Annotated in this window: 10 protein-coding genes; 9 read left to right on the forward strand and 1 reads right to left on the reverse strand. The window is 65.5% G+C overall.

The annotated features are described in order from the left end of the window. Positions 1 to 83 precede the first annotated feature (83 nt). The 7 genes from dusB (at position 84) to hflX (ending at position 9,276) form a co-directional block, all read left to right on the forward strand. Positions 84 to 1,103: a tRNA dihydrouridine synthase DusB gene (gene dusB / locus NF876_RS11705; RefSeq protein ID WP_262268971.1), complete on the forward strand. Its 1,020-nt coding sequence runs from the start codon at positions 84 to 86 to the stop codon at positions 1,101 to 1,103. Beyond that, positions 1,100 to 2,203, forward strand: coding sequence for a two-component system sensor histidine kinase NtrB (locus NF876_RS11710; protein ID WP_262268972.1), 1,104 nt, complete (start codon positions 1,100 to 1,102; stop codon positions 2,201 to 2,203). The genes dusB and NF876_RS11710 overlap by 4 nt, the downstream gene beginning before the upstream one ends. Before the next feature lie 10 nt (positions 2,204 to 2,213). After that, on the forward strand, positions 2,214 to 3,680 hold the full coding sequence (gene ntrC / locus NF876_RS11715) for a nitrogen regulation protein NR(I) (protein ID WP_262268973.1): 1,467 nt from the start codon (positions 2,214 to 2,216) through the stop codon (positions 3,678 to 3,680). A gap of 115 nt (positions 3,681 to 3,795) precedes the next feature. Continuing rightward, on the forward strand, positions 3,796 to 6,027 hold the full coding sequence (locus NF876_RS11720; RefSeq protein ID WP_262268974.1) for a sensor histidine kinase NtrY-like: 2,232 nt from the start codon (positions 3,796 to 3,798) through the stop codon (positions 6,025 to 6,027). After that, positions 6,024 to 7,394 (forward strand): nitrogen assimilation response regulator NtrX, encoded by a 1,371-nt coding sequence (gene ntrX, locus NF876_RS11725; protein WP_262268975.1) that lies wholly within the window; start codon positions 6,024 to 6,026, stop codon positions 7,392 to 7,394. Before NF876_RS11720 ends, ntrX begins: the two co-directional genes overlap by 4 nt. 231 nt (positions 7,395 to 7,625) lie before the next feature. Next, positions 7,626 to 7,880 carry an RNA chaperone Hfq gene (hfq, locus tag NF876_RS11730; protein WP_009491222.1) on the forward strand — a complete coding sequence of 85 codons (255 nt, stop codon included), beginning with the start codon at positions 7,626 to 7,628 and terminating at the stop codon, positions 7,878 to 7,880. A 1-nt stretch (position 7,881) separates the two neighbouring features. Continuing rightward, positions 7,882 to 9,276: a GTPase HflX gene (gene hflX / locus NF876_RS11735; RefSeq protein ID WP_262268976.1), complete on the forward strand. Its 1,395-nt coding sequence runs from the start codon at positions 7,882 to 7,884 to the stop codon at positions 9,274 to 9,276. On the opposite strand, the gene mazG is transcribed toward hflX, so the two are convergent. Beyond that, a complete protein-coding gene (gene mazG / locus NF876_RS11740; RefSeq protein ID WP_262268977.1) occupies positions 9,271 to 10,116 on the reverse strand; it encodes a nucleoside triphosphate pyrophosphohydrolase in 846 nt (281 codons plus the stop codon). The genes hflX and mazG overlap by 6 nt on opposite strands. Before the next feature lie 135 nt (positions 10,117 to 10,251). Between mazG and NF876_RS11745 the strand changes: the two genes are divergently transcribed. After that, positions 10,252 to 10,695 (forward strand): OsmC family protein, encoded by a 444-nt coding sequence (locus NF876_RS11745; protein ID WP_262268978.1) that lies wholly within the window; start codon positions 10,252 to 10,254, stop codon positions 10,693 to 10,695. Positions 10,696 to 10,722: 27 nt separating this feature from the next. Then, positions 10,723 to 11,778: a histone deacetylase family protein gene (locus NF876_RS11750; protein WP_262268979.1), complete on the forward strand. Its 1,056-nt coding sequence runs from the start codon at positions 10,723 to 10,725 to the stop codon at positions 11,776 to 11,778. Positions 11,779 to 11,984: the final 206 nt, after the last annotated feature.

An 11,984-nucleotide genomic window follows, 5' to 3' on the forward strand; every position in this document is an offset into this window, starting at 1 on the left:
CTCCTAAGCGCGAGGGGTCGGGAAAGCAAATCCCCGTGAGAGGGGCTTGCACCGGCGGGCGAAATGGCTATTGATTAGGCACAATGAGTTTTGATCAAAAATTAGGCGCAAGCGGCTTTCACATCGGTCCGGTCCGGGTCGAGAGGGCGGCCATTCTCGCACCCTTGTCCGGAGTGACCGATGTCGCATTCAGGCGCATCGCCAGGCGTCTGGGGGCCGGGCTCGTCGTATCCGAGATGGTGGCGTCGGACGAGCTGGTGCAAGGCTCCGAGGAGGCGCAGCTCCGGGCGGAAGGCGCCGGGATCGAGCCTCACGTCGTGCAGCTGGCCGGCTGCGAGCCGCGCTGGATGGCGGAGGCCGCCCGGGTGGCCGAGGCCGCGGGGGCGCGGATCATCGACATCAACATGGGCTGCCCGGCCAAGCGCGTGATCGGTGGCTTCGCGGGATCGGCGCTCATGCGGGATCTCGATCACGCTGCCCGGCTCATCGACGCGACCGTCACGGCCGCGAGCGTTCCCGTGACCGTCAAGATGCGGCTCGGCTGGGATCAGGGCGCGATCAACGCTCCCGACCTCGCCCGCAGGGCCGAGGCCTTGGGCGTCAAAGCCGTGACCGTGCACGGCCGGACGCGCCAGCAGTTCTACAAAGGGCAGGCCGACTGGACGGCCATCGCGGACGTCGTCGATGCGGTGAGCATTCCTGTCATCGCCAACGGCGATGTCGGGTCGCTCGACGATGCCCGGCGCTGCCTGTCGGCCTCGGGTGCGGCGGCCGTGATGGTAGGGCGCTCCGCGGTTGGAAGGCCCTGGCTCGTGGGCCAGATCGGCGGCGCCCTCCAGGGCGTGACCGTACCCGATCCGTCCCCGGAGGACATGACCGAAATCGCCCTCGAACATTATGCGGGGCTGCTGTCGCTCTATGGCGAGAAGGTCGGCGTGCGGCATGCCCGCAAGCACCTGGCCGCCTATGCCGACGCGGCCGCCGCCGCTGGCTTTCCCGTCGCGCCGGGGCTTCGTGCGGCTCTGGTGACCTCCGAGGAGCCCAGGACCGTGCTCGCGCTGCTGAGCTCGCTTTACGGGCAGCGGGGCCGGGAGGCGGCATGACGGTGGCGGCCATCAACGACCTGATCATGAACGCGCTTCCGATTCCGGTTCTGACCGTCGGGCCGGAGCAACGGATCGTCCATGCCAATGCGGCGGCCGAGTCGTTCTTCGAGATGAGCCTGCGCATGATGCTGCGCCAGAAGCTCGGCGACCTGCTGCCCTTCGGCTCGCCCGTGATGGCGCTGGTGGAGGATGTCCGCCAGCGGGGCTCCAGCGTCAGCGAGCACCGGGTCGACATCGGCAGCCCGCGCCTGGGTGCGGAACGCATCGTGGACGTTTCGGCCAGCCCGCTCGGCGATGAGGCCGACAGCGTGATCCTCATGCTCCAGGAGCGGACGATCGCTGACAAGATGAACCGCCAGCTGACCCACCGTGGAGCCGCCCGGTCGATCACCGCGCTCGGGGCCTTGCTGGCGCACGAGATCAAGAATCCGCTCTCCGGCATTCGCGGCGCGGCACAGCTCCTCGAGCAATCCGCCAGCGAGGACGACCGCCTGCTGACGCGCCTCATCTGCGACGAGACCGACCGGATCGTGAAGCTCGTGGAGCGCATGGAGCTGTTCGGCGAAGAGAGGCCGGTGGAGCGGGGGCCGGTGAATATCCATGGGGTGCTCGACCACGTGAAGCGCCTCGCCCAGTCCGGCTTTGCCCGGCACATCCGTTTCGTCGAAAACTACGACCCGTCCCTTCCACCCGTGCTCGGCAACAGGGATCAGCTGATCCAAGTCATCCTGAACCTGGTGAAGAATGCCGCCGAGGCCGTCGGCATCGATGCCCCGGACGGGGAGATCGTGTTGTCGACGGCCTTCCGGACCGGCGTGCGGCTCCAGGTCCCGGGCTCCCAGGAGCGGGTCAGCCTGCCCATCGAGCTCGGCGTCATCGACAATGGTCCCGGCATTCCCCCGGAACTGATGAGCGATCTGTTCGATCCTTTCGTCACGACGAAGGTCCAGGGCAGCGGCCTCGGTCTCGCGCTGGTGGCGAAAATCGTCGGGGATCATGGCGGCATTGTCGAATGCGAACCCGCGCCGAGACGAACCACATTCAGAATCCTCCTGCCCATGCACCGCGCCGACGACGGGCGCGGATCCGATTTGTGAGACATATGCGATGCCGAGCGGACAGATCCTTCTCGCCGATGACGATGCAGCCATTCGGACCGTCCTGAACCAGGCCCTCTCGCGGGCCGGGTACGAGGTTCGCTCCACCAGCAACGCCGCAACCCTCTGGCGGTGGGTGTCCCAGGGGGAGGGCGACCTCGTCATCACGGACGTGATGATGCCCGACGAGAACGCCTTCGACCTTCTGCCCCGCATCAAGAAGATGCGGCCGGACCTGCCGATCATCGTCATGAGCGCTCAGAACACCTTCATGACGGCCATCAAGGCCTCGGAGCGCGGAGCGTACGAGTACCTTCCGAAGCCCTTCGACCTCAAGGAACTCGTGGCGGTCGTCGGCCGGGCGCTGTCCCGGCCCCGGAACGTCCCGACCGGGGCCGGCCCGTCGCCCGAGAACGAGGACATCCCGCTCGTGGGCCGTTCGCACGCGATGCAGGAGATCTACCGGGCGCTCGCCCGTCTCATGCCCACGGACCTGACCGTCATGATCACGGGCGAGTCCGGCACCGGCAAGGAACTCGTCGCGAAGGCGCTGCACGACTACGGCAAGCGCCGGCAGGGCCCGTTCGTGGCCGTGAACATGGCGGCGATTCCCCGCGAGCTGATCGAATCCGAGCTTTTCGGTCACGAGAAGGGCGCCTTCACCGGCGCGACCGCCCGCAGCACCGGGCGATTCGAGCAGGCCGAGGGCGGCACCCTGTTCCTCGACGAGATCGGCGACATGCCCATGGAGGCCCAGACGCGCCTCCTGCGGGTCCTTCAGCAGGGCGAATACACGACGGTCGGCGGCAGGGTTCCGATCAAGACCAACGTCCGGATCGTGGCCGCCACGAACAAGGACCTGCGCGTGCTGATCCAGCAGGGCCTGTTCCGGGAGGATCTCTATTTCCGCCTCAACGTGGTTCCCCTGCGCCTCCCGCCCCTGCGCGAGCGCGTCGAGGACATTCCGGACCTGGCGCGTCACTTCTTCATGCTGGTGGAGAAGGAGGGGCTCGCCCGCAAGCAGCTCGACGCGGAGGCCATGGACCGGCTGAAACGGTACCGCTGGCCGGGCAACGTGCGCGAGCTCGAGAATCTCGTGCGGCGCTTGGCCGCCCTTTATCCGCAGGATACGATCACCGGCGCGATCATCGACGCGGAACTCGACTCGCAGCCGCTGCTGACGCCCCAGCCTGTCGGGAAGGTCTCCCAGGCATCCCAGCAGGGTTCGGAGGGGCTGTCGGAAGCCGTGGAACGGCACCTGAACGAGTATTTCTCCGGCTTCCGAGACACGCTTCCGCCTCCGGGCCTCTATCACCGCATCCTGCGCGAAATCGAAGGTCCCCTGATCGGAGCGGCCCTGGCGGCCACGCGCGGGAACCAGATCCGGGCGGCCGAGCTTCTCGGGGTCAACCGCAATACCCTGCGCAAGAAGGTGAGGGATCTCGAGCTCATGGTGGTCCGGTCCAACCGCGGCTGAGCCTTCCCGGCTGTAATAATTTGACCACAGTGTTGTGTTGGTGCATCACCCAATGACAGGGTGCTGAACCGAAAGCACCCCTTGGGGGCCTCGGATCTTGACCGACCAGAGCACGATGGAACAACACCGTTCGTCCGAGACGGGCCACAACTGGCTGATCTGGGTCGGTTACGTCGCCGTGCCGACGGCGCTCGCTTCGGCGCTGGTCACGTTCCTGATCCTGGCGGGTGCGACGCCGATCCCTCCGACGAACAGCATCGTGCAATGGGTCTTCATCCTCAACGGCGTCCTCATTGCCCTGCTGCTCGGGATCGTTGCCTGGCAGTCCCAGAAGCTCATCCGGGCAAGGATCCAGGGAGCGGCCGCCGCGGGCCTTCATGTTCGGATCGTGGGACTTTTCACCCTCGTGGCCGGAGTGCCGGCCATTCTCATCGCCGGCGCGGCCTCGGTCTCGTTCGAACGTGGCCTCGACTCGCGATTGACGAGCAACATCAAGGATTTGATGACGAACACGGTCGCGATTGCCTATTCGTACCGTGAGATTCAATGCCGGACCCTTGCCCGCGAAACGCAACTCCTGGCCGCGGACCTGAGTCGCGCGATTGCGTTCTACAACACCGATCGCAACTTTTTCCGCGACTTCATGAGCTCGCGCGCCCGCTTTCTCGGCCTGCCTGTCGCAATGGTCGTGGAGCCTAACGGCACGGTTCTGGAGAGAGCCCTCGGCAAGCCGCTTCCGGATCTTCCCGAGCCCACGCCGGCAGATATCGAGGATGCCAACACGCAAGAAGCTCTCTGCCTACTCCCCGGCACGGGCAACATCCTGCGATCTGTCCTCAAGCTCAACGACGGAAGCAATCGAACTCTTTATGTGGCCCGCGAGGTCGACCGCCAGGCGATCGAATTCCCGGCAGTGGCCGAAAACGGCGTGGCCTTTTACGCGGCGCTCGACCAGCGAAAGGCCGGGCTGCAATTCGCCTTCGCGTCCATGTTCACGCTGATCGCCCTGATCGTGCTGCTGTCTGCGGTCTGGTTCGGGCTCAACTTCGCCAACCGCCTCGTCGCTCCCATCCGGCGCCTCATCCATGCGACCGACCAGGTGGCGACCGGCAACTTCTACGTCCAGGTTCCGGTTCGCCGGGGGGAGGGCGATCTCGGACATCTGGGCGAGACCTTCAACAAGATGACCTCCGAACTGCGCCGCCAGCATGATGGCCTGACGGCCGCCAGCGACCTCATGGATCGGCGGCGGCGATTCACCGAGGCGGTTCTGGCCGGCGTGTCGGCTGGCGTCATCGGCGTCAACGCCCGGGGCCAGATCACCATCGTCAATCCCTCGACCGAGGCCCTGCTCGGCACGTCCCACAAGGAATTGCTCGGCCAGCCGATCACAACCGTTCTGCCGGAGGTCGCCTCCCTGGTCGAGGAGATGAACCAGGGGCGCCAGCGCCTGATGCAGCAGCAGATTCACATCTCCCGGAAGGGCAGGGAGCGCACCATCGATGTTCGCGTGACCAGCGAACAGGCGCGCGGAGGCCTGCGGGATCTCGTCATCACCCTCGACGACATCACGGATCTCGTGGTCGCGCAGCGCACCTCGGCCTGGGCCGACGTGGCGCGGCGCATCGCCCATGAGATCAAAAATCCCCTGACGCCGATCCAGCTCTCGGCAGAGCGCATCCGCCGCAAGTACGGCAAGGTGATCACGACCGACCGGGAAGTGTTCGACCAGTGCACGGATACCATCGTGCGGCAGGTCGACGACATCAAGCGGATGGTCGACGAGTTCTCATCCTTCGCCCGCATGCCCAAGCCCACCATCGGCGACGAGGACCTGACGGAGACGATCCGGCAGGTGATCTTCATGATGAAGATCGCCCATCCGGAGATCGCGTTCATCGATCAGGTTCCGGCCGGCTCCCTGATCGCGCCCTTCGATCGAAGGCTCGTGTCGCAGGCGGTGACGAACATCGTCAAGAATGCAACGGAAGCGATCGCCGCGGTGCCGGAAGACGAGCGGGGCCAAGGGCAGATTTCGGTGCTGCTCGACGACACCCACCCGGATTATCTGATCCTGGCGATCACGGACAACGGCAAGGGGTTTCCCGTGGAAGGCCGCCAGCGCCTCCTCGAGCCCTATATGACGACGCGCGAGGGCGGAACCGGACTGGGCCTGCCGATCGTTGCCAAGATTCTGGAAGACCATGGAGGTGGCATGGAACTCGCCGACAACCCCGCAGGCAGGGGCGGGCAGGTTCGCATGTGGATCCCCAAGACGAAGCACGTTGCATCGGAAGAGGCATCGGCCGCTTCCAGCCGAAATGACTCTCGCAGGGCAAGCCTATGAGCGCTGATATTCTCGTCGTCGACGACGAAGTCGACATTCGTGAGCTGGTGGCCGGCATTCTCGAGGATGAAGGACACCGGACCCGGACGGCCGGCACGTCCGACGACGCCCTGGCGGCCATCGAAACGCGGCGCCCCCACCTGGTCTTCCTCGACATCTGGCTTCAGGGAAGCCGGCTCGACGGGTTGCAGGTCCTGGAGATCATCAAGTCCCAGCACCCGGATCTGCCCGTTGTGATGATCTCCGGCCACGGCAACATCGAGACGGCGGTTTCGGCCATCAAGGCCGGGGCCTACGACTTCATCGAGAAGCCCTTCAAGGCCGACCGGCTCGTCCTCGTGGCCGAGCGGGCCCTGGAGGCCTCGCGCCTGAAGCGCGAAGTCCGCGACCTGCGCTCGCGTTCGGTTCAGGCGAGCCGAATCGCCGGCCGGTCGATCGTCATCAACCAGCTCCGCCAGGCGGTGGAGCGGGCCGCGCCGACCAATGCGCGCATTCTGATCACCGGAGCGCCCGGCTCGGGCAAGGAGCTGACCGCCAGGACGGTTCACGGCCTGTCCACCCGCGCCAACGGCCCGTTCGTCGTTCTCTCCGCCGCCACGATCACGCCCGATACCATGGAAGCGGAGCTTTTCGGTACGGAAGGCGGCGAGGGCGGAGGACGCCGTGTCGGAGCCCTGGAGGAGGCCCATGGGGGTACCCTCTACATCGACGAGATCGCCGACATGCCGCGCGAGACGCAGAACCGCATCCTGCGTGTCCTGGTCGACCAGAACTTCCAGCGCGTCGGCGGAACGACCCGGGTTCATGTGGACGTGCGCATCGTGTCCTCGTCCAGCCGCGACCTGCCTGGAGCCATCGCGGCAGGCCAGTTCCGCGAGGATCTCTTCCACCGGCTCGGCGTGATCCCGATTCGCGTGCCGTCCCTGGCGGAGCGGCGCGAGGACGTGCCCGAGCTGATCGAGTTCTTCATGGAGCAGATCTCGTCCACGACCGGCCTCCCGAAACGGCGCATCGCCGAGGACGCCATGGCGGTCCTCCAGTCGCACGACTGGCCCGGCAACGTGCGACAGCTCCGCAACAATGTCGAGCGGCTGATGATTCTCACCTCCGGCGATCCCGACGCCGAGATCACGGCCGACATGCTGCCATCCGAGATCGGCGCCCTCGTGCCGAGCACTCCGGGCGGGGCAGGGGGAGAGAAGCTCATGAGCCTGCCCCTCCGGGAGGCGCGCGAGATCTTCGAACGCGAGTATCTCCTGGCGCAGATCGCGCGCTTCAGCGGCAACATCTCGAGAACGGCGGAGTTCATCGGCATGGAGCGCTCGGCGCTGCACCGGAAGCTGAAATCCCTCGGAATCGGAGGATAGGGGTTCTCCGGTACCGGGCGGGACAGGGTTCTGCAGGTCGGAAAAGAACGAAAACCTACAATCCACGGGAAAATATGCTCCGAGGGGGTAGAACTGTTGCGCCCCCCTTGCCGAACGCTGCCGTTCGCCCTGTAATAGATCTGCCGGTCACCGACCGCACGAAAGCGGACAACCATATTCAGGCGGCCCCATAGCCAAGACCGGCGGCGATGGGCTGGCGAGGCAACTTCAATGGCGGGCGATCGCGCGCAGAATCTTCAGGACACATTTCTGAACTATGTTCGGAAGCAGAAAATCCCCCTGACGATCTTTCTCGTGAACGGGGTGAAGCTTCAGGGCGTCGTGACCTGGTTCGATAATTTCTGCGTCCTTCTGCGCAGGGATGGTCATTCGCAGCTGGTTTACAAACACGCCATTTCCACCATCATGCCAGGACAGCCCGTGCAGTTGTTCGACCAGATCGACGAGGCTGGCGAGAAGGCTTGAGGTGACCGAACCACGCAGCCCTGGGGAAGAACGTCTCGCCCAGCTTGCCGAACCTGAAAAAGAGGTTGCAGCCGGCACAAGAGCCCTTGTGATCGGCCCCTATCTGACCCGCAGGCGGCGCGCATCGGTGGAATCGGACGGTGAGGGCGGCAACCCACGCCCTCCCGAAGCGCGCCTCGACGAGATCACCGGCCTCGCCCTCGCCATCGACCTGACCATCGTGCGTTCGCTGATTGCGCCTCTTGCGTCGCCGCGTCCCGCCACGTTCATCGGCAGCGGCAAGGTCGAGGAGCTGGCCGGTCTGATCCGGGCCGAAGAGGTCGGGCTCGTGGTGATGGACTGCGCCCTCAGTCCGGTGCAGCAGAGAAACCTCGAGAAGGCCTGGGGTGCCAAGGTCATCGACCGGACCGGGCTGATTCTCGAAATCTTCGGGCGCCGGGCCCGCACGAAAGAGGGCACACTCCAGGTCGAGCTGGCCCATCTGTCCTACCAGAAGGGCCGTCTCGTCCGCTCCTGGACTCACCTCGAGCGCCAGCGCGGCGGCTTCGGCTTCCTGGGGGGGCCGGGCGAGACCCAGATCGAGGCCGACCGGCGCCTGATCCAGGAGCGCATGACCCGGATCGAGCGTGATCTGGAGAGCGTCGTGAAGACACGCTCCCTGCACCGGACCAGCCGGCGGCGGGTCCCCTATCCGATCATCGCCCTGGTCGGCTACACCAATGCGGGCAAGTCGACCCTGTTCAACCGGATGACCCAGGCCGATGTCCTGGCCGAGAACATGCTGTTCGCGACCCTGGATCCGACCTCGCGAGCCATTGAGCTGCCGCATGGGGAGAAAGCCATTCTGTCGGACACCGTCGGGTTCATCTCCGATCTGCCGACGATGCTCGTGGCTGCCTTTCGGGCGACCCTGGAGGATGTGGTCGAAGCGGATGTCCTGCTTCATGTCCGGGACGTATCCCACGGAGAGACCGAGGCTCAGGCCGGCGACGTCGCCGTCGTCCTGCGGGAGCTCGGGATCGATCCGGATGACACGAAGCGGGTCGTCGAGGTCTGGAACAAGGCGGATCTCCTGTCGCCCGAGGACCGTGAGCGGCTGTCCGCCACATCCCACCGGACGGACGAGGAGCGGCGGCCGATCCTCATCTCGGCCCTGACCGGCGACGGCATCCCCGAACTGCTCGCCACGATCGAGCAGCACCTGGCTCTGGGACGACCGACCTACGAGGTCGACGTGGCTCCGGAAGACGGGCAGGGGCTCGCCTGGCTGCACGAGAACACGGAGATCCTGGAGCGCCGGACGAAGGAGAATGGGCACACCATCCTTCAGGTCCGGCTTGTTTCCGGCAAGGAACCCCGGTTCCTGAACAGGTTTCCCGAGGCGCGCGTCCTATAGGGCCGAGCCGGATTTCCGCTCGGCGAGCTTCGCCGCCACCCAGAGCCGCTCCATCTCGTCGAGCGACGCTTCATCAAGGCTCCTGTCCTGCGCCCCAAGAGCCGTCTCGATCGCCTTGAAGCGCCGTTCGAACTTGGCGTTGGTCCGCCGGAGGGCGCGCTCGGAATCGATCGAATAATGCCGGGCGAGATTGGTCACCGAAAACAGCAGGTCGCCGATCTCGTCTTCGATCCTGTCTCGATCACCGGATGAAGATGCGTCCTTAACCTCTTCCAGTTCCTCGTGAATTTTATCGATGACCTGTGTTGCCTCGGGCCAGTCGAACCCGACCTTGGCGGCCTTCGATGTCAGCTTCTGGGCCCTGGTCAAAGCGGGCAGGGCAGTCGGAATTCCGCCGAGGAATCCGGCCTCGTGCGCTTCGGGCGACTGCCCGAGTGCCTCGCGGTCGGCGCGCCGCTCGGCCTTCTCTTCCGACTTGATCCTGTCCCAGAGGCTTTTCACGTCCTCGGGCGACAGGTCCCTGATGTCTCCGAAAACGTGGGGATGACGCCTGATGAGCTTGCGCGTGATGGCGTCGACCACGTCGGGAAAGGCGAACGCGCCCTGCTCTTCCGCCATGCGGGCGTGGAAGACGACCTGAAGCAGCAAATCGCCGAGTTCCTCCCGGAGATCGGCCAGATCGCCGCGCTCGATGGCGTCGACCACCTCGTAGGCTTCCTCCAGCGTGTAGGGGGCGATCGATGCGAAGTCCTGCTCGAGATCCCAGGGACAGCCGGTCTCGGGCGTGCGCAGGGCCGCCATGATCTCGATCAGCCGCGTGATGTCCGTGGAAGGCTTCATGATGGAATTCCTGGTCGCTTCGGCCGTGTCATAGCCTGAGGACAGAACGACCGGCTAGCTGGAATTGCCTCATCGCCCTGGTTTAGCGGTATAAGGTGAGCAGGACACCTCAAGCACAGCAAGGACGAAACCCCAATGAGAGCGCGGGTCAAACTGGTCGACGGCATGATGTTCGTGGGCGAGTCCGGGAGCGGCCATGCCGTCGTCATGGACGGGGCGCCCGAATATGGCGGACGCAACGTCGGCATCCGCCCCATGGAGATGCTTCTGATCGGGCTCGGCGGCTGCACGGCGTTCGATGTGGTTCAGATCCTCAGGAAGGGCCGCGAGCAGGTCACGGATTGCGACGTCGAGGTCACGGCCGAGCGCGCCGAGACGGATCCCAAGGTCTTCACGGCCATTCATATCGACTACCGGGTCAAGGGGAGGGACCTCGCGCCGGCCAAAGTCGAGCGGGCGATCGAGCTCTCCAAGGAGAAGTACTGCTCCGCCTCGATCATGCTGGGAGCGGTCGCCAAGATCACCCATTCCTGGACGGCCATCGAGGAAGCCGGGACCATGGAGGCCGCCTCCTCCTGAAATCTTCCCTGACCCGAGGCCATCATCATGAAGCTGTTCTTCTCGGACGCCCAACTGGCTCATCGGCCCAGGCAATACATGGTGCATGGCCGGATCGTTGCGCCCTTCGAAAACCCCGACCGGGCGACGACGCTTCTCGCGGTTCTGGAGGCACAGGGGCTGATCGCGACCGATCCTGGCGACCGCGGTCCGGATCCGATCCTGGCCGTTCATGCCGACCATTACGTGGATTTCCTTCAGGGGGCCTACGATCGCTTCCTGGAACTGCCGCATCATGGTCCGGAGGTGCTGCCGAACGTGCATCCCTATCGAGGCTCGAGCGGCGATCTGGAGGAACGCGGCAGGCCGCGCCCGACCGGGATTCTCGGCCAGGCCGGCTGGTATGTGGGCGACATGTCCTGCGCCATCATGGCCGGCACCTTCCAGGCCGCCTACGCGTCCGCCCAGGCGGCCATTGCCGCCGCCGAGGCGGTGCTGGCCGGCGAGCGCGCGTCCTTCGCGCTCTGCCGTCCGCCCGGACACCACGCCTATGCGGACCGAGCCTCGGGCTTCTGCTTCTTCAACAATGCCGCCATCGCGGCCACCTTGCTGCGCGGCCACTTCGCCAAGGTCGCCATCGTGGATTTCGATACGCACCACGGCGATGGGACGCAGGCGATCTTCTATACCCGCCCGGATGTCCTCTACGGCTCCGTGCATACCGATCCCACGGCGTATTATCCGCATTACGCGGGTTATGCGGACGAAACCGGGGCCGGGCTCGGCGAAGGCGCCAATCACAATCTGCCGCTCGCCCCGGGGGCCGACGACGAGGCGTTCATCGACGCCAATCAGAGGCTGGCGCTGGCCGTTCAGGCCCATGGAGCGGAAGCGCTGGTGCTGTCGGCCGGCTGGGACGCCCATCGGGACGACCCGTTGTCGAAGCTCGACGTCACGACCGACGCCTATGCCCGCATCGGAGAGATCTGGGGCAAGATCGACCTTCCGACCCTGATCGTCCAGGAGGGCGGATATTCGCTGGCGGCGGTCGCGGAGGCCGCGCCGGCTTTCATCGCCGCATTCCGGGCCAGTGGCGCCGGATAGGCCTGGCGGCGCCGGCGATCACGCGCTCTCCGGGTTTGACCGGTCGGAAGCAGCCCGGCGATCGGGGCCGAGGGAAGGGTGCGCCGACGAGCGCAGCCAAGCCCGCACACATGTCAGAACTCATTAGACAAGTCTCTGATTGTCCTCGTTAGAGATGTCACCAGTAAATCACCGGTCATCACGCTCCGTCGTGTTGGATTGGTCCA

The sequence above is a fragment of the Microvirga yunnanensis genome, assembly GCF_025460875.1.